This is a genomic window from Vibrio sp. Y10_XG_PY6, assembly GCF_024181795.1.
In the GTDB taxonomy this organism is placed as follows: domain Bacteria; phylum Pseudomonadota; class Gammaproteobacteria; order Enterobacterales; family Vibrionaceae; genus Vibrio; species Vibrio diabolicus.
Genome location: NZ_JAMZAQ010000003.1, coordinates 58,123 through 81,819, shown reverse-complemented (window position 1 = coordinate 81,819; position 23,697 = coordinate 58,123). Strand labels below are relative to the sequence as shown.

General features: G+C 45.4%; 22 protein-coding genes. 5 read left to right on the top strand and 17 right to left on the bottom strand.

Features of this window, described 5'->3' with window-relative positions; all coding sequences use genetic code 11:
* Positions 1-6: 6 nt before the first annotated feature.
* The 3 genes from yihI to NL644_RS16420 all read right to left on the bottom strand — a co-directional run bounded on the left by yihI (position 7) and on the right by NL644_RS16420 (position 2,644).
* Positions 7-549 carry a Der GTPase-activating protein YihI gene (gene yihI / locus NL644_RS16430; RefSeq protein ID WP_005394455.1) on the bottom strand — a complete coding sequence of 181 codons (543 nt, stop codon included), beginning with the start codon at positions 547-549 and terminating at the stop codon, positions 7-9.
* On the bottom strand, positions 549-1,187 hold the full coding sequence (locus tag NL644_RS16425; RefSeq protein ID WP_005394454.1) for a class I SAM-dependent methyltransferase: 639 nt from the start codon (positions 1,185-1,187) through the stop codon (positions 549-551). Before NL644_RS16425 ends, yihI begins: the two co-directional genes overlap by 1 nt.
* Positions 1,188-2,026: 839 nt before the next feature.
* Positions 2,027-2,644 (bottom strand): cytochrome c, encoded by a 618-nt coding sequence (locus NL644_RS16420; RefSeq protein ID WP_005379248.1) that lies wholly within the window; start codon positions 2,642-2,644, stop codon positions 2,027-2,029.
* Between the two features lie 159 nt (positions 2,645-2,803).
* Between NL644_RS16420 and yihA the strand changes: the two genes are divergently transcribed.
* Complete coding sequence (yihA, locus tag NL644_RS16415; protein WP_104971129.1) at positions 2,804-3,463, top strand: ribosome biogenesis GTP-binding protein YihA/YsxC; 660 nt, start codon at positions 2,804-2,806, stop codon at positions 3,461-3,463.
* Between the two features lie 748 nt (positions 3,464-4,211).
* On the opposite strand, the gene polA is transcribed toward yihA, so the two are convergent.
* The 3 genes from polA to hemB all read right to left on the bottom strand — a co-directional run bounded on the left by polA (position 4,212) and on the right by hemB (position 9,242).
* Positions 4,212-6,998 carry a DNA polymerase I gene (gene polA / locus NL644_RS16410; RefSeq protein WP_006741776.1) on the bottom strand — a complete coding sequence of 929 codons (2,787 nt, stop codon included), beginning with the start codon at positions 6,996-6,998 and terminating at the stop codon, positions 4,212-4,214.
* Between the two features lie 620 nt (positions 6,999-7,618).
* Positions 7,619-8,053, bottom strand: a complete 435-nt coding sequence (locus tag NL644_RS16405; protein ID WP_012841227.1) for a GNAT family N-acetyltransferase — start codon at positions 8,051-8,053, stop codon at positions 7,619-7,621.
* A 127-nt stretch (positions 8,054-8,180) separates the two neighbouring features.
* Complete coding sequence (gene hemB / locus NL644_RS16400; protein ID WP_031777176.1) at positions 8,181-9,242, bottom strand: porphobilinogen synthase; 1,062 nt, start codon at positions 9,240-9,242, stop codon at positions 8,181-8,183.
* Between the two features lie 184 nt (positions 9,243-9,426).
* Between hemB and NL644_RS16395 the strand changes: the two genes are divergently transcribed.
* The gene (locus NL644_RS16395; RefSeq protein WP_006741775.1) at positions 9,427-10,188 is read left to right on the top strand and encodes a TatD family hydrolase; all 762 of its coding nucleotides are present in this window, start codon (positions 9,427-9,429) and stop codon (positions 10,186-10,188) included.
* 460 nt (positions 10,189-10,648) lie between these two features.
* Here the strand turns inward: NL644_RS16395 and tatC are convergent, their stop codons facing one another.
* From tatC to rmuC, 7 genes are all read right to left on the bottom strand, one after another.
* Positions 10,649-11,401: a twin-arginine translocase subunit TatC gene (tatC, locus tag NL644_RS16390; RefSeq protein WP_005394442.1), complete on the bottom strand. Its 753-nt coding sequence runs from the start codon at positions 11,399-11,401 to the stop codon at positions 10,649-10,651.
* Positions 11,402-11,469: 68 nt separating this feature from the next.
* Positions 11,470-11,868, bottom strand: coding sequence for a Sec-independent protein translocase protein TatB (gene tatB, locus NL644_RS16385; RefSeq protein WP_005382959.1), 399 nt, complete (start codon positions 11,866-11,868; stop codon positions 11,470-11,472).
* A gap of 3 nt (positions 11,869-11,871) precedes the next feature.
* Positions 11,872-12,117 (bottom strand): Sec-independent protein translocase subunit TatA, encoded by a 246-nt coding sequence (gene tatA / locus NL644_RS16380; RefSeq protein ID WP_005382958.1) that lies wholly within the window; start codon positions 12,115-12,117, stop codon positions 11,872-11,874.
* Between the two features lie 52 nt (positions 12,118-12,169).
* Entirely contained in the window at positions 12,170-13,804 is a 1,635-nt protein-coding gene (gene ubiB, locus NL644_RS16375; RefSeq protein ID WP_253658638.1) for a ubiquinone biosynthesis regulatory protein kinase UbiB, read from the bottom strand.
* On the bottom strand, positions 13,801-14,436 hold the full coding sequence (locus tag NL644_RS16370; protein ID WP_114323028.1) for an SCP2 domain-containing protein: 636 nt from the start codon (positions 14,434-14,436) through the stop codon (positions 13,801-13,803). Before NL644_RS16370 ends, ubiB begins: the two co-directional genes overlap by 4 nt.
* Before the next feature lie 11 nt (positions 14,437-14,447).
* Positions 14,448-15,227: a bifunctional demethylmenaquinone methyltransferase/2-methoxy-6-polyprenyl-1,4-benzoquinol methylase UbiE gene (gene ubiE / locus NL644_RS16365; protein WP_005379210.1), complete on the bottom strand. Its 780-nt coding sequence runs from the start codon at positions 15,225-15,227 to the stop codon at positions 14,448-14,450.
* Positions 15,228-15,305: 78 nt separating this feature from the next.
* Positions 15,306-16,838: a DNA recombination protein RmuC gene (gene rmuC / locus NL644_RS16360; RefSeq protein ID WP_253658637.1), complete on the bottom strand. Its 1,533-nt coding sequence runs from the start codon at positions 16,836-16,838 to the stop codon at positions 15,306-15,308.
* A gap of 168 nt (positions 16,839-17,006) precedes the next feature.
* Between rmuC and NL644_RS16355 the strand changes: the two genes are divergently transcribed.
* Both NL644_RS16355 and NL644_RS16350 read left to right on the top strand, forming a co-directional pair.
* Positions 17,007-17,915: a DMT family transporter gene (locus NL644_RS16355; protein ID WP_109168667.1), complete on the top strand. Its 909-nt coding sequence runs from the start codon at positions 17,007-17,009 to the stop codon at positions 17,913-17,915.
* Between the two features lie 191 nt (positions 17,916-18,106).
* The gene (locus NL644_RS16350) at positions 18,107-20,554 is read left to right on the top strand and encodes a bifunctional diguanylate cyclase/phosphodiesterase (RefSeq protein WP_114323026.1); all 2,448 of its coding nucleotides are present in this window, start codon (positions 18,107-18,109) and stop codon (positions 20,552-20,554) included.
* A gap of 18 nt (positions 20,555-20,572) precedes the next feature.
* Here NL644_RS16350 and NL644_RS16345 read toward each other — a convergent pair whose 3' ends face one another.
* The 4 genes from NL644_RS16345 to NL644_RS16330 are packed head-to-tail and all read right to left on the bottom strand — an operon-like array spanning position 20,573 to position 22,834.
* The gene (locus NL644_RS16345) at positions 20,573-21,643 is read right to left on the bottom strand and encodes an AI-2E family transporter (protein WP_005394430.1); all 1,071 of its coding nucleotides are present in this window, start codon (positions 21,641-21,643) and stop codon (positions 20,573-20,575) included.
* A gap of 43 nt (positions 21,644-21,686) precedes the next feature.
* Positions 21,687-22,082: a hypothetical protein gene (locus NL644_RS16340; RefSeq protein ID WP_239073774.1), complete on the bottom strand. Its 396-nt coding sequence runs from the start codon at positions 22,080-22,082 to the stop codon at positions 21,687-21,689.
* Positions 22,027-22,539, bottom strand: coding sequence for a hypothetical protein (locus tag NL644_RS16335; RefSeq protein ID WP_005394427.1), 513 nt, complete (start codon positions 22,537-22,539; stop codon positions 22,027-22,029). The genes NL644_RS16340 and NL644_RS16335 overlap by 56 nt, the downstream gene beginning before the upstream one ends.
* A gap of 46 nt (positions 22,540-22,585) precedes the next feature.
* Positions 22,586-22,834, bottom strand: a complete 249-nt coding sequence (locus tag NL644_RS16330; RefSeq protein WP_005394426.1) for a hypothetical protein — start codon at positions 22,832-22,834, stop codon at positions 22,586-22,588.
* Between the two features lie 363 nt (positions 22,835-23,197).
* Here NL644_RS16330 and NL644_RS16325 point away from each other — a divergent pair, with 363 nt between their 5' ends.
* A complete protein-coding gene (locus tag NL644_RS16325; protein ID WP_005394423.1) occupies positions 23,198-23,635 on the top strand; it encodes a DUF2383 domain-containing protein in 438 nt (145 codons plus the stop codon).
* Positions 23,636-23,697 lie beyond the last annotated feature (62 nt).

The following is a 23,697-nucleotide window of genomic DNA, read 5'->3' as shown; positions in this document are numbered from 1 at the left end:
GCTTAATTATCCTTTGTAGTCGTCGAAGTTAATGTCGTCGAAATCTGCCAGCAAGTCATCATCATTGCGCGTGCTTTTCTCAGCAGGAGCAGTGAAGTCTTCCTCTTCTTCAGGTTCCAACAAACCTAGTTGGTCCATTAACTTCTCAATGCGATCGAGCTTCTCATCGACGTATTTCTGTAGACCTGTGCCTAGGTTTTCACCCGCTTCAATACGGTCTAGCAACACGTTCAATTGCGCGTCATTTTCTAGCATCTCTAGTTCTTGCTCTGCCGACAAACGACGCTCTTGCTTCGTCATTTTCTTCGCAGGCTCAACAACCAGAGGAATTTTCTTTTTACTGCCTAAACGCGGGTCGCGGTTTTGTGCAGCAGCTTGCTTTTTCTGCTCGTTAACTTCTGAGTTACGGTTACCCGTTTTCAAGCCTTTGCGCTTTTTAGCACGCTTGCGTAGGCGGCCTTCCACATCAGATTCTGTACGGTTACGAGTTACAACAAACTCAGGTGCGCCAGCGGCACCTGGCTTTCTAGATTTTTTACTACGGCTCATTACTGGGGTTTCCTCAGTAAAATTACATCATTACCAATAAATTCGAGTTCGAGCTTATCCCGCTCTGCTAGGAACTGGAACGTGTCACGACTAAAGAACACTACATGAGTGAGATCGTTCTTATAATGCCATGATTTGAAAGCCTCCACGTCGATGACCATTTTCGTCATCAGGCCTATCCAGCCCCCTGGCTTAACTAAATTCAACCATTGCTTCCACACCAAATCTGGGTGGTAGAGGTGCTCTATCACCTCTGTTGCTGTCATGAAATCATACGTTTTTTCTAAAACCGACGTATCAGGGTGGTAGTAGAGATCGTACAACGCCATGTTGTGCCCCGCCTCTTCCAGCATCAAGGAGAGCGTTGGGCCAGGACCACAACCAAAGTCGATACCATTTGATTGTGGAGAAATTCGCTCTGTGATCGGGTCAGCAATACGCGACAAAAAGCGTCGGTAACCTAAATCTTCAGGGTTGTTCTCATGCAAATCATAGTGAGCTTTTTCGGTTTCCGCATCCAAACGTTGGTCTGGATTCACAAACACCAAACTGCACTGCTCACATTGAAGATATTCACGTCGCTTATCTTCAAAATAGTGGTGAGTACGCTGATTTTGGCATAAAGGACAGGTATGCATGCTGACTTCCTCAAACAGGGATGCGAAACATACCAGAAAGTGAACTCAGATTGGAGTGTTGCTGAGCATTTTTTCAGCAATTTTTGTTAAAAAACTTTGTTTACAACCCATCGAAGTAAATAAGTGCAGTAATCGTAATTCAGATTGCGACTTACCAAGGGAAAAGAATATAAAAAAAGCGACAGTCAGACTGTCGCTTTCTAAGTGCCATCAATTGGCGAAACTGTGTTGCACACATTTGGTGCACCAATGATCCCTTTGTTTTTCGAGCTTTCCCTGCCAAAAAGAGTTGTTTTTCATCTTCCTGATGAGTTTTGGCTATCCGTTTACTTCCTGTCTACTGAGCAACTTCCTGTGCCTGATCCGTTTCACTGTCTTAACCGTCAGACGAGATGACCATCCTTATCAGATAGGCTCCCTACCTATCTAAATCCCTTTCTAAATCACCAAGCATCCGAGCTACATCCTTGGAGACCTAAACCGTGCTCTTAAATCCTTACATTCACCCCCTGTGAACGACTTCTACTTTACGCCATCCCGCGATGCTCACAAGTAATGGGTTGAAAAAATAATCCGCCCATTTTCTAAAAATATCAAAATTGTTATTTAATCAAAAACTTAAAAACACTAACAAGAAAAAGCCAACATCAAGTATGGCAAATGTCTCACAAACTGCCGAGCCAACTATCGCTTTCGCATCCAAACTCGACTGTGATATCTGTCACGAACAAAAATGCCCTAGTGGATTCACTAGGGCATTTTTGTACAAGTTGCTCGAACGATGTAGGGACATCTACCCAACCAGCTCAAGATGCAGGATCTTGAGCGATTTAGGTATATTAGTGCAGACCGCCAACGTATTTAGACAGCACTTCGATATCTTCGTCTGTCATTTTCTTCGCGATGTCGCGCATCATGGCATTCATATCATTACCACGGTCGCCATCACGGAATTTTTCTAGCTGAGCTTTGATGTAGTCAGCATGCTGACCAGAAATTTTCGGGAAACCTGAAAGCTCAGTACCATTGCCACGAGGACCATGACATGCAATACATGCGGTTAGGCCACGCTCGGCATCACCAGCGGTATAAAGCGTTTTGCCTTTTGCTACCACATCTTCAGGTGTTGAGTTTTCTGAAACTGGTAGCGAAGCGTAGTAAGCAGATAGGTCTGCGATATCTTCATCGCTCAGTGGCATTGCCATACCACTCATTACAGGATCGTAACGACCTTGTTTACCACCACTTGTCATGCCTAGCTTAAGTTCTTTTAACTGCTTCTCAAGATACTTAGCGTGTTGGCCTGCGAGTTTCGGGTACGTTGTTATTGCACTGTTGCCATCTGCTCCGTGACAGGCGACACAGGTTTGTGATTTTGCTTTACCAGCCTCAATATTACCTTGGGCCCATACTGAGCAACTGGCTAAAAGACTCAAAATTAGCGCTAATTTCTTCATGACATTCCATTATAATTATCAAGCTTCCAGTACCACGGAATGTGAACATACCGCGTACACTCATGGTACAATAGGCGACCTTATGCCGAGCACGGTTATTTTACACATTTTCACAAAAAAGTAATCAATCGACTACACAAAGTCGAGATGGAGTTAACAGTGAGCGTAAAAATTCATTACCAAAATACGCATTTCATCACCAGCGCACCCGATATTCGTCACCTACCGGAAGACGAAGGTGTCGAAATTGCGTTTGCAGGACGCTCAAACGCTGGTAAATCGAGTGCACTTAACCGTCTAACTAATCAAAAAAGCTTAGCCAAGACATCAAAGACACCTGGTCGTACGCAATTAATCAACCTTTTCAAAGTAGAAGAAGGTTGTCACATTGTCGATCTACCTGGATACGGTTTTGCTCAAGTACCGGTAGAGATGAAAAACAAATGGCAGAAATCTTTAGGTGAATACCTACAGAAACGCGAGTGCCTAAAAGGCTTAGTGGTTCTGATGGACATTCGTCATCCAATGAAAGATCTCGACCAGCAAATGATTTTCTGGGCCATCGATAGCCACATTCCTGTGCAAGTTTTGCTAACCAAAGCAGATAAACTAAAAAGTGGCGCACGCAAACAAACCCTGCTGAAAGTTCGCAAACAAGTGGAAACTTTCGGTGGCGACGTTTCCGTTGATGTGTTCTCTTCCCTTAAAGGATTAGGCGTTGATCAGCTGCGCGCAAAACTAGATACCTGGTTTGCACCGGCGCTCGCGCACCTGATAGAAGAAGACGAACTGGATACCCCAACAAGCGACGAAGAATAATTAACAATATTTGTTAAATTTTTTCGACACGGCCCTACCATTTGGTGGGGCTTTTGTTTATCTGAGCTAAATAACAGACAATAAAAATCCCCACCTTCCTGGCAGGGATAACGGGAGAGAAAAATTGGTAATTATTGTTATGTGACGAAGCATTGCTGAACTATCGGATGATTTCAATAGCTTAAAAAGCCACCCAACTTTAGCTTTCGCTTAATTAACTCACAACCATAACCAATAAAGAAAATACAATTCAACAAGTTAGACAGAAACCTACCCACTTTCACGTCAACTTAGTTTCCTTCAAGAAAAAATCATAGTGTGATTGGCATAAATTTACAGACTGAATAGTTTGCGAGTTTTTGAAGAAAATTGGAGTGTAGACAATAGGTTAAAGGTGGGAGAAATATAAAGACAAGTCGTTACCAACCCAACACATTGAACAAAAAGAAAAATTTTCTTTCGCCCAATAAAAAACGCCCCAGTCAAAAGCTGACTGGGGCGGCTGAATCAGCCTAATCCAATAACGTGAAACAAAAGGTCTGAAAGATAGAACATCTTACCTCTGTACCCTACGAGTATTAATGTACAACAATTGGTCAGAATTGCAAAGAATTTTTGTAGTTTTTTTTCATGAAATTTTTATTAAGCAACATCAAAGTTAACTTTGCGCTAGCTTTTTTAATCGCAAAAAAAAGCCAGCGTTTGTGCGCTGGCTCATAATTAATGGGTTATTTTGGTCTAAAAGTGACTAATGAGCTTGATCCCAGTTGTCACCGTGCCCTGCTTCTGCAACCAACGGTACTTTTAGCTCTGCTGCAGATTCCATCAATTTCTGTACTTTACTTTCAATTTCGGACAATGATGACTCTTCAACTTCAAAGACCAATTCATCGTGTACTTGCATTAACAACTTCACACGGCCATTGCCTTCTTCCTGAATCCACTGATCAACCAACAGCATCGCTTTCTTAATGATGTCCGCAGCCGTACCTTGCATCGGTGCGTTGATTGCCGCACGTTCAGCAGCTTTACGACGCATCCCGTTGCGCGATTTGATTTCTGGTAAATGCAAACGTCGACCAAAAATCGTTTCGACATAGCCCTTATCTGCAGCCGTGCTGCGCGTGTCTTCCATGTACTGCATAACGCCAGGGTAACGCTCAAAGTATTTATCCATGTAGGCTTGTGCTTCGCCGCGAGGGATACCAAGCTGCTTCGCCAAACCAAATGCACTCATGCCATAGATAAGCCCGAAGTTAACGGCTTTAGCACGACGACGCTGCTCGCTCGATACTTGTTCAATATCCAGACCCATAATTTCTGCCGCAGTTGCCGCGTGAATGTCTTTACCATCACGGAAGGCATCTAATAACGCTTGGTCGCCAGAAAGGTGCGCCATGATGCGCAGTTCGATTTGCGAGTAGTCGACCGCTAAGATCTTATGCCCAGATGGTGCGACAAACGCTTGGCGAATACGACGGCCGGCTTCGTTACGAATTGGAATGTTTTGTAAGTTCGGATCGGTAGAAGATAGACGACCTGTTGCGGTTACTGCTTGATGGTAAGAAGTATGCACACGCCCTGTTGTTGGGTTGATCATCTTCGGCAGCTTATCCGTGTACGTCGATTTAAGCTTCGCCAAACCGCGATATTCCAAAATCAATTTTGGCAGTGGGTAATCTAGCGCGAGTTCTTGCAGAACTTCTTCATTCGTCGATGGTGTACCTGATGGCGTTTTCTTCACCACCGGTAAACCCATTTTTTCAAATAGGATGGCTTGTAATTGCTTTGGCGAGTTCATGTTGAACTCTTGCTCTGCAATTTCATACGCTTTCTTTTCAAGCTCATCAAGGCGAGCGGTAATCTCGACCGACTGCGCACTCAGCTTCATTTCGTCAATAAAGACCCCGGTGCGTTCAATGCGCGAAAGAACTGGCACCAACGGCATTTCAATCTCTTCGTACACTGTCTTCAGGCTTTCATCCTGCTCGATATTCGCAAACAAGCGATTGTGCAGACGAAGGGTCACATCCGCATCTTCTGCCGCGTATGGCGATGCTTGTTCCAACTCGATTTGGTTAAACGTAAGCTGATTTTTGCCTTTACCTGCAATTTGCTCAAAAGAAATGCAACTATGTTGTAGGAAGCGAAGCGCCAAGCTGTCCATATCGTGTTTACCGCCGACACTGTTGTAAATGTACGATTCCAACATCGTGTCGTGCTTGATACCTTTTAGCTCAATGTCATAACGAGCCAATACAGACGCATCATACTTTAAGTTTTGACCAACTTTTGCTTTCGCTGCATCTTCAAGAATTGGCTTAAGCTGTTCTAGAACCCAATCACGATCAAGCTGTTCAGGTGCATCTAGGTAGTCATGTGCAACAGGCACATAAGCGGCAATACCTTCATCGACAGCGAATGACAAACCAACTAAGTTCGCTAGCATGTAATCTAGGTTGTCGGTTTCCGTATCAAACGCAAACAACTCGGCCGTTTGAAGTTTGTCTAGCCACGCATTGAAGGTTTCTTCATCCAGAATCGTTTCATATTGGCTGCGGTCGATTGTCACTGCGGAAGTTTCCATCTCGGCATGAGAAGCGGAGGCTTGAGCAGAGCCAGCAAGCTCAACAGCTTCTACCGACCCAGAACCACCTTCAAGTAATTCGTTCAACCAAGATTTAAACGTCAGTTGACCATACAGCTTCACCAGTTCGTCTTTATTTGGTTCCGCTTTCAGCAGTGATTCTGGCGTTTCTTCAAGTTCAACATCCAATTTAATGGTTGCGAGCTCGTACGACAGCATGGCATTTTCTTTGTTATCGATGAGCTTCTTCGCCATGGTTTTAGAGCCACGGAAACCGAGCGCAGCAATGTCATCGAGATTTTCATACAGCTTAGTCAGACCGCCAATACCTTGCAGTAGTGCGGTCGCTGTTTTGTCACCCACGCCTGGTACACCAGGGATGTTATCTACTTTATCGCCCATCAGCGCTAGGTAGTCGATGATTAACTCAGGTGGAATGCCAAACTTTTCAACCACACCTTCACGATCCATCACGACGTTCGTCATGGTGTTGATCAAGGTAATATTATCATCCACCAACTGCGCCATGTCTTTATCACCAGTACTGATCAATACAGGCATGCCCTTTTGTGATGCTTGATGCGCCAACGTACCAATGACGTCATCTGCTTCGACACCAGGAACGCAGATCAGTGGTAAACCCATCGCGCGAATAACATTGTGCAATGGTTCAATTTGGCAACGCAGATCATCCGGCATTGGCGGACGATTAGCTTTGTATTCTGCATACATATCATCACGGAAGGTTTTTCCCTTCGCATCGAAAACCACCGCGATGCGCTCAGACGCAAACTGACGCATCATGCTGCGTAACATGTTCACGACACCGTAAACGGCATTAGTTGGAATTTCACCATTGCTCATGGTGCCCGGGTAGGCGTGAAAAGCGCGATATAGGTAAGAAGAGCCGTCGATAAGGATCAACGGATTTTCAGGAATACTTGCCATAATTGTCTGTATCCAATTCAGTACTTGAGAGATCTGCCTAGGATGCCATGACTGCTGATCCGAATCTATCTTGTTCGCTCGATCTAGGTCGCGTAAATTTTTCGATTTTATTCACGAAGATAACCCCACCCTGTGGATAACTCTGTTTATAGAAATTATCCACTGGTTATCCAATGATAGAAAACACAAAAAGCATGTACGTTAAGCTATTGTTTTTAAAAGTTTATTTTATAAAACGGCGAGAAGATCAACGATCCTTAAATGATCATCGTGTGTGGAAAAAATACGAATAGTGACGTCAAATAGAAATCGTAGAAAAGAAAAAAGCGACCCGAATGGGGTCGCCTAGCAGAAGTGGTAAAGCAAATTCTGTAAATAGAGCAGCTTAACCAAGAAGCTATAAATTACACTGGAAGCAATGTGAGCAATGTCGTGTCAAAAAGAATTCGTGCAAGTTCTCGGAAAAATGTTTCATCACTTCTCAACTTTCAGTTAATCAACTTCTGTTAATAAGTCATTCAACGTCCTTGTGAACTCTTCCTCATTCCCTAAGACAGGTTTAATAATAATGATTCTCATTTCGTAGTCAACAGTTAAATGAGAAAAAATCTCATTTATTTTCACATCGCTTTAATGAAATGAACTCGAGATTCACGAAGATTAATTTTTTCTTCAAATTTTTCAATGATATAGCCATTCCTCAATAACAATCGAAGCATAGCAGGAAACTGATTTCGAGATTTCACTTTTAACGTGTTATAGCCTTGCTCAGCCGCCCAATCTTCTTGTGCTTCCAAAAGCAATTGTGCCACGCCTTCATTTCGAGCCTCAGGAACAACACCACCCAACCAGCTATAGAAAACACCATCCTCTAATTCGTAACCTATTTTGAAGCCGACAATCGTGCCATTTTTTTCTGCAACGAGGATTAAACTGTTTTTCTCTTCTAAACGTTGAGTCATGGAGTCTACCGTTTCTCCTTTCGAAAATTCGGTAACACGTGCCACAACTTGAAGTGCTTCTTCCAATGTGCCTTCACGAATCAGCATTGTCATTGTTCTCTTCTCCAAAATAAAAATACCCAAGCACCTTGGATTGTTACTGTTGTAATCCGCCTGAGGTTACTTGGGTATATACAGACGAACAACTCTTGTTGGTCTGGTGTTTCTCACTGAGCGATAATTACTCTTCAGTCGCTTCCGGAGTACGATTTAGGTGTTGAGCAGTTTGTGCATTCTCTTCTGCCAACCACTCAGCCACATCTTTCGCAAAGTACGTTAAGATGCCGTCAGCACCTGCACGTTTGAAGCATAGTAGTGATTCCATCACAATTTCGCGCTCTTTGAGCCAGCCATTCATGATCGCCGCTTTATGCATCGCGTACTCGCCAGATACTTGATAAGCAAATGTCGGTACTTGAAGTTCAGTTTTTACTCGGCGAACTACATCTAAGTATGGCATACCAGGTTTAACCATCACCATGTCCGCACCTTCATTGATGTCTAGCGCCACTTCGTGAATCGCTTCGTCAATGTTTGCTGGGTCCATTTGGTAGTTTTTCTTGTTGCCGCCTTTTAGATTTGAAGAAGAGCCAACCGCATCACGGAATGGTCCGTAGTAGTTCGACGCGTACTTAGCCGAGTAAGCCATGATTTGTGTATGAATGTAGCCCGCATTTTCTAATGCTTCGCGGATCTTACCAATACGGCCATCCATCATGTCTGAAGGCGCGACTACGTCAGCACCCGCTTCTGCATGAGACAAAGCCTGCTTAACCAGTACTTCCGTGGTTTCATCATTCATTACGTAGCCATCTTCATCGATGATGCCGTCTTGGCCGTGCGTCGTGAATGGGTCAAGTGCCACGTCTGTGATCACACCGATTTGAGGAATATGTTCTTTAAGCGCACGTACTGCTCGCTGGACCAAACCTTCTGGGTTGTAGGCTTCAGTAGCACATAAGCTTTTAGCGTCTTGGTTTACGACAGGGAAAAGCGCGATTGCTGGAACGCCTAGATTTGCAAGGTATTGCGCTTCTTCTAGCATTAAATCAATCGACAAACGCTCTACACCCGGCATGGACTCCACGCTCTCACGACGATCTTTACCCATTAGGATGAACATTGGGTAAATCAGATCATTAACAGAAAGTTGGTTCTCAGCCATCAAACGACGACTAAAATCGTGCTTACGTAAACGACGCATACGGCGTGCAGGGAATGGACCTTGAATTGATACAGACACCATTTTCTCCTTGTCTGGACGGTTATGATGATCAAATCATCTGGTGAACAAAATCATATCACTCTTGATGCATGTTGCGAGTGACAATCTGGAAAAAGGTAATGAAAAAAACTGAAAATGACCCAGCACTCACACTCAAGTATACTTCGAATACGAAACCAATCATGAAGCACAGAGAGTAACGATGATCGATACCCACGCGCACATCTATGCCAGCGAATTTGATAACGACCGCGATGAAGTAGTACAACGCGCCTTAGCGCAAGGCATTAATAAGATCCTGTTGCCAAACATCGATCTGGACTCTATTGAGCCCATGCTACAAACCGAAGCGGCATATCCTGACGTGTGCCACTCAATGATGGGACTCCACCCTTGCTATGTGGATAACAACGTTGAGCAAACGTTGGAAATCATCCGCGGCTGGTTTGAGAAACACAAGTTTATTGCGGTGGGCGAAATTGGTATCGACCTGTATTGGGACAAAACCTATCGCGCCGAGCAAGAGATGGCATTCGTGACTCAGCTAAACTGGGCAAAAGAGATGGATTTACCAGTCGTTATCCACACTCGTGATTCGATTGAAGAAACACTCACCTTGCTAAGACAAGAGCAAGATGGTCGTCTGCGTGGTGTATTCCACTGTTTTGGAGGCAGCTTAGAAGAAGCGCAAGCAATCAATGAGCTAGGCTTCCACTTAGGCTTGGGTGGCGTATCGACCTTTAAGAATGGCGGGATGGATAAAGTCATTCCACATTTGGATATGCAGTGGGTCATTTTAGAAACCGATTGTCCATACTTAGCGCCAGTACCGCACCGTGGTAAGCGTAATGAACCAGCCTACACTTCTCTCGTTGCACAACGTGTTGCCGACTTGCGTGATGTCGATGTCGCAACTATCGATGCCATAACGACTGAAAATGCCAAAAAGCTGTTTAATATTTAATTCACGAAAATTGAAAAAAGCGACGAAACCAACGTCGCTTTTTTATTACCTAAACTATTGAATGAATGATTCAACCTATTGAAATAATAGAACAACCCACACAAAGTTATTGATAAACATAATAATTAACTAGCAACTCTACTTACCTCTCATATCGCCACTTTACTTCGTCTGTTTTGCAAAACGGTCGACAATTAGACATATTCTTTTTCTATACTGCTTTATGCCCATTAATTAGCACAAATGTAAAACAGCATGAATATGGAAGTTGAAGTGTGTACACATGGTGCTTACTTACAACGCGTACCGCGCAGTTTTTTTCAAAAGCTGCTGGGCATCAAGGAAGTATACGTATGCACAAAGTGTGGTTACGTCATGAAAGTTAAGTAGTTAGCCCAAGAAACAAACCAACCGCAAAAAAAGCGGCTCAATTGAGCCGCTTTTTACATCTACAGTAAACTTATTCTTCGGTTTCCGCTTCCGCCTCTTCGCCTCGACGCGTATAAAAACGCGCAAAGAACAAACCGACTTCAAACAGTAAACACATCGGAATAGCGAGTAAGGTTTGCGAGATCATGTCTGGTGGCGTTAACACCATACCTACGACAAACGCCGCCACAATGATATAAGGCCGTTTCTGTCTTAGATCTTCTGGTGTGGTGGCCCCAGTCCAACACAACAAAATAATCGCAACAGGCACCTCGAATGCGATACCAAACGCCATAAATAGCGCCAGTACAAAATCGAGATAGCTAGAAATGTCGGTCGCAAACTCTACACCACCCAATGAGATAGCAGTAAAGAAGCCAAACACTAGTGGAAACACCACAAAATACGCAAATGCCACACCGCAATAAAACAGCAGTGAGCTGGAAAACAGCAACGGCATAATCAAACGACGCTCATGTTTGTATAAGCCAGGAGCAACAAAGGCCCAAACTTGATACAAAATAAACGGCACCGCAATAAATACCGAAGCGATTAACGTCAACTTCAGTGGCGTGAAAAAGGGTGAAGCCACATCCGTAGCAATCATGGTTGCGCCTTCAGGTAGACGCTCTACTAAAGGTGCGGAAACAAACTCGTAAATGTGGTTAGAGAAATAAATTAGTCCGACAAACACCACCAACACTGCCAAAATTGAGCGCAGTAGTCGGTTGCGAAGCTCCAACAAATGACTAATTAAAGGTTGTGTCTGCTCGACGGTAGACATGGCAAACCTCTTATTAAAAACCAGATCAAAAAGGAGCTACCAATCACTAGTAGCTCCTCCTAATGAGACTATTCGGCTTTCTTATCTGCCGCTGTAACCTTGCTCTCTTCCGCTTTCTCTACCTTTTCTGCTGCTGGCTCTGTTTTTACAGGCTCAGCCTCTGAATCGGTGTTCTTTGCGTAAGGACGATTTACAGATTGCGCTGCCTTCTTCAATTCTTCGACTGAAGATTTCAACTCAGGGGACAAATCATCCATCCCCATTTGCTCTGCTTTGCGCAAGTTTTCTTGCAGCTCTTGGACTTTCAGCTCGTGTGACAATTCGTCTTTGACGCTATTTGCCATACTCTTAGCGGCACCGATAAAGCGAGACACGCTGCGAATAGCATGAGGCAAACGCTCCGGCCCAAGAACGACCAGACCAACAACAGATATTAATACCAGTTCCCAAAAACCGATATCAAACACGTTTTACGCCTGCTCTTTGTCTTTTTTCGTTTCAGGAGCAGCTTCTTTTTTCTGCTGCTCTTCTAGACTTTTTGGTTCGAAGTCTGCGTCTTTGTCATTTTTCGCAGGTTCATCTTCGCTCATCGCTTTTTTGAAGCCCTTAACGGCACCACCCAGATCGCCACCGATACCGCGTAGTTTCTTAGTTCCGAATAGCAATACAACAATTACAGCAATGATTAGAAGTTGCCAAACACTGATACCACCCATTCTCTTTACCTCGGGTCTTTAAATAAACAAAAATATTTCAAGAGTTTAACGTCTATTGACGATAAGCTCGCCAACTAAGCAGCCAAAATGTGACACCTGCGATACCGCTGGCCAACGAAAGCTGCTCAAAAGCATTGTTCACCAATATTGCCGAGCATACGACTAAAGTGGCGCCAACGCCAAATAAAAACTTTCCTGTCGCCTGCTGGCGCTTGCTCTGACGATACCCTTGGTAAAGCTGATCCATGCGTTGGTTCATCGCTTTACCTTGTTTCAGGCTATCGTAAAGCAGCTCTGGCAGTTCCGGTAACTTCTCCGCCCAAAATGGTGCGCGATCTTTAATTGCATTCACCAAAGCTTGCGGCCCAACTTGATTCATCATCCATTCTTCAAGGAATGGTTTTGCGGTCTCCCACAAATCAAGCTGAGGGTACAGCTGCCTACCAAGACCTTCCACGTACAGCAGCGTTTTTTGCAGCAATACAAGCTGTGGCTGAACCTCCATATTGAATCGACGTGCCGTGTTGAACAAATTCAACAACACATGACCAAAGGAGATTTCGCACAGTGGCTTAGCAAAAATAGGCTCACACACAATGCGAATCGCGAACTCAAACTCATCGACATTGGTATCGGCAGGCACCCATCCTGAGTCCACATGTAACTCCGCCACTCGGCGATAGTCTCGATTGAAAAACGCCAGGAAGTTTTCCGCCAGATAACGCTTGTCTTCACTATTAAGTGTACCAACGATTCCGCAATCTAGCCCGATCCACATTGGGTTCTCTGGATGTTCGGGTTTGACGAACACGTTCCCCGGATGCATATCGGCATGGAAGAAGCTGTCTCGGAACACCTGAGTGAAGAACACACTCACACCGCGCTCCGCGAGCAACTTCATATTGGTGCCATTTGCTTCCAAGCCTTCAATATCAGAGACTTGGATGCCATATATTCGCTCAGAAACCATGACAGTTTCATTACTGAAGTCAGGAAAAACTTCAGGAACATACAATTCTTCGCTGCCTTCGAAGTTACGACGCAGTTGAATGGCATTCGCCGCTTCACGACGTAAATCGAGCTCGTCGAGCAAGGTTTTTTCGTACTCGCGTACGACTTCAACGGGTTTTAAACGACGTGCTTCAGGCATCGCTCCGGCGACTATACGCGCCATTCGGTGCATCAGTTTTAGATCTGAATCAATGACCGGGCGAATATCTGGGCGGATAACCTTTAATACCACTTCTTGGTTAGAGTCTTTTAAACGCGCAGTATGCACCTGAGCAATCGACGCAGACGCCAGTGGTTTGATATCAAACTCGGTAAACCAGTTTTCTAACGGGCCACCTAATGCCTGCTCCATCTGCTTTTTTGCTAGCTCACCATCAAATGGCGCCACTTGGTCTTGAAGCAAAGCCAGGGGATCAGCAATGTGCGGAGGAAATAAGTCACGGCGCGTTGACATCATCTGACCGAACTTAATCCAAACTGGTCCCAGCTCTTGCAACGCTAAACGCAGGCGCTCACCGAGTGGTTTTTCTGGATGCTTGTTCTTAATCCAGAACAGGCTTTTGCGCAGTAATAACGGAGCTTTGGTCAGTTGGTGATCGGGAAGCAGCTCATCTAAGCCGTATTCCAGTTGTACTTTGGCGATGTCGTATAAACGCTTTAGTTCTGCTGGCGTCATGGTTTCTCCAATGCCGGCTTATCTGCATCCAGCTTATTCAGCAAAGCAGTCAAGCGAGCTTCAACGCGAGAAGCCTGGCTGCGAACCTCATCAACCTGGTCGCAAAAATACGCCACTTCTAGAGGAGCAGGTGCCAACTTCCACTCTTCAGTTACTACTTGCGCAAGATGACGCTGGTGTTTCTCTGCTTGAGATGCGAGGAAGTTGCCTATGTTTTTTGAACCTTGCACAAAGGTATGTGCAGCGACATCGCCAGTTACGCGAGACAACCACTCTTCAACATCTGGCTTGCAATCCACCATCAACTGAGAGAATTTCTGCGCCAATTGAATATCGCCTTCAAGCTCAAGTTTATCTTGTTTAATAAGGCGAGTGATGTTGGCCTGGTCACGCAGCTCTGGCAACACGCTCAAGTTGAGCGATAAGTAGCAGTTTGGCTGTCCTTCGTAATGACCGAGCACATCAATTTGCTGACTAAAAACGAACGTCAGTGTTTTATTGATCTCTTTCAGGTGAACTTGAATAACTTGACCTTTTAGACGCGCTAAACGGCGGCCCAATTCAGGGTCGTCTTTGATCAGAGTATTCAGTGACGTTTCAATCACAGCGGTGATAAGTGGTTCAAATGGCATGCCGTTAACCCTTAGAATTTATAACCGCGATGCAAAGCCACAATACCACCAGTTAAGTTGTAGTATTTGGTGTTTTCAAAACCTGCGTCTTGCATCATGCCTTCCAGCGTTTCTTGGTCTGGATGCATACGGATTGACTCCGCTAGGTAACGGTAACTCTCTGAGTCATTCGCAACTAGCTCACCGATTCTCGGCAATAAGTGGAATGAATATGCGTCGTATACTTTCGATAACGGCTCTAGCACTGGTTTCGAAAATTCTAGCACCAATAGACGGCCGCCTGGCTTCAATACGCGGAACATTGAACGAAGCGCTTTGTCTTTGTCAGTCACATTACGCAAACAAAAACTGATGGTGATGACATCAAAATAATCATCAGGGAACGGCAGTTCTTCTGCGTTAGCTTGAACGTAATGCACGTTACCCACAATTCCGTTATCGCGCAGTTTATCGCGGCCAACGTTAAGCATTGAATTATTGATATCAGCGAGGATGACATGGCCTTCATCGCCAACAATGCGCGAGAATTTCGCCGTTAAATCACCCGTACCACCACCTAGGTCAAGAATACGTTGGCCAGGGCGAGCACCACTACAATCGATAGTGAAGCGCTTCCAAAGGCGGTGAATACCACCAGACATCAGGTCATTCATGATGTCGTATTTTGTTGCCACGGAGTGGAATACTTCGGCAACCTTAGTCACTTTTTCGTCTTTTGCCACTGTAGAGAAACCAAAGTGGGTGGTTTCATTCTCTAACGCTGTATTGGATTGCAAACTTGTGTCCGTCATTCTAATTCCTCTTAGGCAGCGCTTTCTCTCTGCGGGGCGTTTGCTGACAAATAAAATCGCCCACTGCACTGCGGGCGATTAGTTTACTTTATCCTCAGCCGGATGTCTTTCTACTAACGGGTCATTTTCTGAAAATGAATCACTCTGCGCTAACTGTGCGAGGTCAGAAGAAATTGGTCGTTTGATTTCAACCCCAAGGTGCTTAAAGCTTTCGGCTTGACGAATCACATTCCCGCGCCCTGTGGCAAGCTTGTTCATTGCGCCTTGATAGCTTTGATTCGCCTTATCCAGCGCACCGCCGAGCCCTTCCATGTCGTCCACAAACAATCGTAATTTGTCGTAGAGTTTTGTCGCGCGCTGCGCAATCATTTTGGCGTTTTCATTCTGCCGTTCATTGCGCCATAGATTATCAATGGTGCGCAGTGCCACCAGCAACGTTGTTGGGCTCACCAAAATGATGTTTTGCTCCATCGCGTCTTTGATCAAGCTCGGATCGGCTTGAATCGCAACTTGGAACGCAGGCTCAACCGGAATAAACATCAGCACATAGTCCAAACTCTGAATACCTTTGAGTTTGTGGTAGTCCTTCATGCTTAAACCCTTAATGTGAGCACGCAGTGCGGCTAAGTGCGCACTCAAAGCCTGGTCTCGATCGGCATCAGTTTCGGCGTTGAAATAGCGCTCATAGGCGACCAGCGCCATTTTGGAATCCACAACCACTTGTTTGTTTTGTGGGAGATGAACAATCACATCAGGTTGGTAGCGCTTGCCTGCTTCATTTTGCAAATTCACCTGAGTCTGATATTCGTGCCCTTCACGTAAGCCAGACTCGGCAAGCACCCTAGCGAGCACCACTTCGCCCCAGTTACCTTGCTGCTTGTTGTCCCCTTTCAACGCTTGGGTCAAATTAACCGCTTCGCGCGTCATTTGCTCATTCAAACGTTGCAGGTTTTTCAGCTCATGCACTAAGGTATGGCGCTCTTTAGCTTCTTGGCTAAAGCTGTCATTAACGTGCTTTTTGAATCCTTCTAGCTGCTCTCGGAGCGGTGACAACAAACCCTCCAAACTCTGACGGTTTTGCAAGTCGACCTTCGCGGTTTTTTCTTCAAACAGTTGGTTGGCCAAGTGCTCAAATTGCTGTTTCAGGCGCGCTTCCGCTTGCTCTAGAATTTGCAGTTTTTCGGCATTGGCTTGGTTGATTTGCTCATGACGTGCTTGCTGCTCACACAGTTGCGTTTCTAGACGTGATTTGTGCTCACGCATCTGACCAAGCTCATCAAAGTATTGCTGGCGCTCTTGCTTTACGGCCTCGAAGTAACGCAGTTTTTCCATTGCTGCCATCAGCTTTCCATGTGTTTGGCGTACTTCAAACGCGGCTTTATCGCGCTCATCATCTAATTCATCCAACTCTTGCTGGGCATCGGCAAGGCTTTGTTTAACCTGTTCAAGCTGCTGTTGGTGAAGCTGCTTTTCTGAAACAAGTTGTTGTTCGAGAAGCTGAGTTTGGGTGATAAAACGCTGTTTCACCCACCAACCGACGGCGACACCACTAAGCGTGGCAGCGCAAAGAGAAGAGAGAATGAGAGATTGGTACTCAAGAATCCATTGCATAATAGCGAGTTAGCCTGTGTTTTGTATCTATAACAATGGTATTTAGACACTGGATAAATGTCCAGTTTGTTGGATGAAAAATCCTCGCATACACTAGGCCTTCCTATAATATTCTTTCTTCCGCTCAAATGAACCAGACCGAGCGGCACATCATCACGCAGAGGCATCATGAACGAGCGTCGCGCCCTAGGATTTGGGCTCTCAGCAGTATTACTTTGGTCTACCGTTGCAACCGCATTTAAACTCACGTTGGCAGAATTTACGCCAATCCAAATGCTGTGCATTGCCAGTATCGTCTCTGCGATTGCGCTGACGATAATCTGTGGTGTGCAAGGCAAGTTGGGCCAATTAAGTGCCACCTTCCTCTCAAACCCTTGGTATTACCTACTGCTTGGGTTGATTAACCCCTTGGCGTATTACGTCATTCTCTTTAAAGCGTATGACTTGCTGCCTGCATCCCAAGCCCAAGCAATTAACTACAGCTGGGCCATTACCTTGACGCTAATGGCTGCTGTTTTCTTAGGGCAGAAGATCCGAGCTAAGGATTGGCTCGCTTGCGGTTTTAGCTATGTAGGCGTGATTGTGATTGCCACACAGGGCAATGTTCTCGGCATGCAATTCGAGAGCCCGCTGGGCGTGGGGTTGGCGCTGCTATCGACACTGTTGTGGGCTGGTTACTGGATTTTAAACACCAAAAATAAGGCCGACCCTGTGGTTGGTGTATTACTTGGTTTTTTGGTCGCTATTCCATTTGCCATTGGTTTAAGTATTTATGAAGGTGCGAGCTGGCAGGCAATCTCAATTAAAGGTTGGGCAGCGGTGACGTATGTCGGGCTATTTGAAATGGGGATCACTTTCGTCCTATGGCTAAGCGCCCTCAAATCGACGCAAAACACAGCCCGCATCAGTAATCTGATCTTTGCTTCGCCATTCATCTCACTGATGCTGTTGGCAACCATCATTGGTGAAGAAATTCATCCATCAACCTTGATTGGTTTAATACTGATCATCAGTGGATTAGTGGTCCAACAAGTATCGTGGGGTAAAAAAAACAAAGCCATGAGCACATCTCAATGATGAACAAAAAACCTCAATAAACGATGCAATGAGTTGGATAAAAAAGAGATATAGCTAACAGTTTAATGATAGAAAGCGCCTTACGCTGCTGGGAATTACCTAAGCGTTGGATACGATACCAACACGGCCCAATAGCTTAAGCTAGATTCTAATACCACTATCTTTGGGCGCTTCAGGACACGTTATTAATTATGTTTCGCTTCGCTATTCCTTCGCCTTTGATGGCAGACTGGCAACAGGCTCTGCAACAATGCTGTGATGCTACTCAAGCTCAGGGACAACTTTATACTCTGAGCGATACCCAGCAGTGGCTATCAACTGAGGTGTCCACCTCGGCTCAAAATCATCGCGCTATCGTCGAAGTGGTAGTGCAAGTTGCCGCTCAATTTACACCGACAGACTTGACGATAAGCCACACATCCTTTGGACAGCAAACCTTGAGCATAGGTCCAATTTGGCTACCAAATGGCGATCTGTTTGCCGTATTGGCGCTGACTCACCCTGACGATCAAATCACGGTAGTCTCTGCTTGGCTGAGTGCATTAGTGGGAAGAATGAGCTTTGATGTCAGCTCACACTACCAGCAAGAACGAACACGCCATCAAACTGCAGCGACCACACCATTACCGACGCTGCAAGAGTTTATCGACTGCCTTGAAGACCATATTTGGATAAAAGGCATGGATGGTCTTTATTCGATGACCAACCGAAGCGTAGAAAATGCGTGGCAAAAGACCAATAGTGAGATCATCGGCAAAGATGATTTCGCACTGTTTAGCCACGAGCGAGCAGAGAAGTTCATTGAGGCCGATAACTTGGTCGTGGCGACAGGCACGCTGAACATCGTCGAAGAATGCCGCCAAATTGATGAAAACAATAACCCAACTTGGCTAGAAACCATTAAGTCTCCTGTCCGTGATAATGACGGTAACTTAATTGGCATTCTGGGCATGACGCGCAACATCACACGCCGGAAAATGGTCGAAACGCAACTCTCATTGGCATCCAAAATTTTTAATAACTCACAAGAAGGCATGGTCATTACTGATCGCAATGCCAACATCATTGATGTAAACACAGCCTTTACTCAAATCACCGGCTATCGCTCTGAAGAGGTGATTGGAAAGAACCCTAGAATTCTGCGCTCAGGTCATCATGACCAAGGCTTCTATAAACAGTTGTGGCATCAGCTCGAAACCAAAGGTCAATGGAAAGGCGAGTTCATCAACCGAAAGAAAGATGGCAGCATTTACCCGCAGTTAGCGACCATTAGTGCCGTAATGGACGATAAAAATCATCTCATTAACTACATCTGTGTATTTGAAGATATTTCCGTGCGTAAAGCGCACGAAGAAAAACTGCAGCGCATGGCCTTTTATGATCCGTTAACGAATCTGCCTAATCGCACCCATTTACTTAGCTTGCTTGAACAACACATTGAAACCGGGCACAAGAACCAACAGACGTTTGCCACCCTATTTCTGGATATCGACCATTTCAAGCACATCAACGATAGCATGGGTCACTTTTGTGGTGATCAGTTGCTGTCTAAGTTGGCTATCCGTCTGCAAGATATTCTTCACTTAAATGCGCATGTGGCTCGTATTGGCGGCGATGAGTTCGTGATCATTTTGCCGGACGTCCACAGTGATGTGGCTTTGCTGGAAACCGTCGGCGATATTCTCAGCGTTTTCCAACAACCGTTCGACTTGGCAAATCACGACTCACTGCGCGTCTCGACCAGTATTGGCATAGCCTTATACCCAAGAGACGGCCAAGACAGCGAAACCTTACTCAAAAACGCAGATACGGCGATGTACTTAGCGAAGAAAAATGGGCGCAACGGCTACGCATTTTACTCACCAGATTTAACCGATAAATCGGTATCCCATGTGCGCATTCAATCTGCTTTACATCAAGCGATAGAAAAGCAGCAACTTCGATTAGAGTTCCAGCCACAATATAACTTGGAGCAACATGCGATTGTTGGCGTTGAAACCTTATTACGCTGGCAGCACCCCGAATTTGGCCTTGTACCACCAGCCGACTTTATTCCAATTGCAGAAAAAACGGGGCTTATCCAAAGCATTGGCGAGTGGGTCTTGCTACACGCTTGTCAGCAAGGAAATGCTTGGCTGAAACAAGGCGTTGAGTTTGGCAGAATTGCGGTTAATGTGTCGGCATTACAGCTTCAGCAATCGAATTTCATTCAGCGATTGAGCGATATCCTCAATCAAACTGGTTTCCCTGCTCAACGGCTGGATTTGGAGATCACCGAGAGCTTTTTACTGATCGACCCTCAACAAGCCATTGCGTCGTTAAATCAACTAAGAGGGTTAGGCATCGAGATTTCTCTGGATGATTTCGGCACAGGCTATTCGTCTTTGTCTTATTTGAAAGGTTTACCCATCAATAAGCTGAAAATTGATCGTTCGTTTGTCAGTGATGTACCCAGCAATAGCGATAGCAATGCGATTGTGAATGCGATTATCGCCATGGGCAAAACACTGTCATTGAAAGTGGTAGCGGAAGGAATAGAAACTCAGGAGCAAGCCGATTACTTGTTTGAAAAAGGCTGTGTTTACGGTCAAGGGTATCTTTTTAGCCAGCCAGTAAGTGCGGAAAAACTTTTTCGTTGAGCCAGCTTGTAGCCCAAGTCATTCTCGTGGAGCCACATCCTCGGGGATGGTTTGGCTTGGTTGACTTTGAGTTGATTGACACAGCTCCAGACGCTCAACCAAAATATTAATGCAGACCAATAGCGGTACACCAATTAATAGCCCCATACCGCCCCAAAGCCAACCCCAGAACACGAGCCAAACGAAGATCACTAACGGATTTAAGTTGAACCTTTTCCCTAATAACGTTGGCGTGACAAACTGGCTTTCAATCAAGTTGATCAACAAATAGATAGACACCACAGTGAGCATAAAACTGACCGACTCCAACTGTAGATAAGCCACAAAACCGAAACTCACCATGGAGATGACTGGGCCAAGATACGGCGCAAAATTCATCACGCCAGCAAACGCGCCCCACAAGAACGGGTCCTCAAGGCCTAAAACAAAAAACACCGCCCCAACACTCAACCCAAGTCCCGCATTCACCAACGTGATAGTACCAATGTATCGAGATAGGTCTTTCTGTAGTGCTTTGACCAGTTCAATCGCTTGGCGCTGCTTGGCAAACCCATGCAAGTACGACACTGACTTTCGAAATAAGCTGCGTCCGTGATTGAGCATAAAATACACCATAAACAGCACGATCATCGCTTGTGTCAAAATGGTCGGCGTCGTGGTCGCGAGTGTCTTCACCAAAGAAAATACGGTATTGTTCCCGACTTCATCCATACCCATATCGCTGGCAATATTCAGCGGCGTATTAAGGTGATCCGCCGAGGCTTGAGTCACTTCGCTCACTTCTTGCGACACATTTTTCACGATACTGGGCAGTTCAGACCACCACTGCTTGGCAGGCTCCGACATGGCAGCAAGGCCAATAATTGAAGCACCAACCAAGAATGACAGAGTCACCACGACGGTAATCGCGCGCGGTAAACCTTTGTCTTCAAGATAGTTAATGAAAGGACTGCATAACAGAGAAATAAAGGTACTAAGCACAATAGGTAACAAGATTGGCTTAGCAAAATACAGCCCAGGAACGAGCAATAAGACAAGAAGGGTTGCACCAATCGCGGTGTTGGCAGGAATGTTCAATTTCGCTGTCATAAAAAGGCTCAAGGTCGGTAGGAATAATTATCGGCGAAAGCCGTTATTGGGGTTGCTCGACTTCTGTTTCTGTCGCGGTCTCTTCTGTCGAAGCAGTATTGCTTGCTTGTGGTTCAGCATTTCGCTCTTGTTCTACGCCCGACTGGTTAGAAGACGCGGCCCTAACTGGCTTGGCAAGCGAATCCGTTAGTTCGGAGACACTACTCGCCAATAGCCCCATGGAAGAGATAGAGGAAGTCAGTCGAGACAATCGACCCGCTTTGGCAGCGGTAACGGCAACGACAGCACTAATACCTAGCGTCGTCCAAGGATTTTCTTTCACAAACTTCTTAGTGGTAAACGTGAACATTTCCATCGACAAGCAGCATTGCTCTAAAGATGCCTTACCTTCCATCCGCTTGATTCGCATGGCTCGATTGAGCTTTTGTAGCGAGCGCATCCCACCCCTCCTGCAACTGTTCTGTCGTATTTTTGAATCCAAGGAAACCAACTAAACGCTTCTGCCACCAAGCTAAAGACAATAATGCCAAACCTAAGGACGCAATAAATACGCCCACTGCAACATACACGTTAGCGGTCAGCTGATAAGCCACCACACCAGAAGCAAGGCACAAACTGAACACGAACAATACCGACAATAAGGTAAAAACAATGGTGCACAGCAAAATCTGTCGCGCTGCGGACGCATTAACTTTCACCTCCAAGAGGAACAAATCCAACGTTGAACCCGACCACGCTTTCAGCGATTGAGTCAATTGGTCCAGTTGTGAAAGAATACTGCTCAAACCATTGATGGTTTGTTGGATATCCTGCTCTTGTGCCCCACTTGGGGCTCGACCGCTGTCTGCTGCGGCCGAGCCTGGTTGCTGGTTGGTGACTTGTCCGGAGTTATTCATTGGAACCCTCGCCTTCTGTTATGTGGCTTAATCCGTTGGACCGTGATTATTTGATCAGCTTCGAAACCGCCCAACCCGCAAGGAAGGCACAACCAATGCTCAGCAATGGACGCTCCTTGATAACGTTCTCTGCCGACTTGGTCGCCTGCTGAACGTGTTCCGCGCCCACATCAAATTTCTCTTTAGCTTGGTCTTTCATTGCGCCGACGGCTTCCGTCGTGGCTTGCTCCGCCAAGTGATATGCTTCTTCTAACTGCTCTTGAGGTTTTACTGTGCTTTCTTTTGTTGTAGCCATAACTAGCCTCCGTTGATGAGTTGAGTAGTAAATCAAGTGAAACAACTTTTGAACTCACTTACTCACTACAAAGCCATATCCGTGCCAAAATTATAAGCATCTGTTTTTATTTGATTTTTGTTTTGTTTCACGACAAACCCTTATCTGTACGTGTAATTCTTTCCAGACTTCCCCAACATTCTTGTAATTTTTTCTTAGCGCCTCATCTGCAACCCTCCAATTCTTGCGCAAGAAACTCATAACTAATTGATTAATAGAAAAATAACATTCCTTGGCATACAACCTGCAACTAAAGATGAAACATTGGTGTTTGTTCCCCATACGTACAAACACTCCCATCACCAACCAAATCAGGAGTGAGATATGAAAAATGAAAATATCGCCTCAATCATTGAGCTTATCGAGAGCGGAAATGACATTTACAACAAGGCCATTGAGAACATTGACAACACTTCTTTGAATAATGTGTTGGTAGAACTGCTTAGAGTACGTGAGCGAGCGGTGCTTGAGCTTACTCCCTACACATTGGCAAATAACCAGGAAGACTCTGCCGACGACACTCCGGTTTCCTACACCATTAAAGCGCGTGAAGTGTACAGCGATGTGATGAAGGAGGTGTCTTCTGACAAAGAGTCCATGTATTTGGAACAGCTCGAAGGTGTTGAAAGCAAGGTGCTCAAAGAGATTGAAAACCTAATTACTAGCCACCCAGAGCAAGCGGATAATTCGGTTCTACTGAAAGTTCGCAGTGATATCAAAAGCTGTAAAGAAAAGCTCAGCAGCATCAGCCTTATCAGCTGATCCTTAGTGGTCGCCTTTGCAATCAATCGCTGGCAGAGAAAATGGCCAACTCGTTTTGGCCA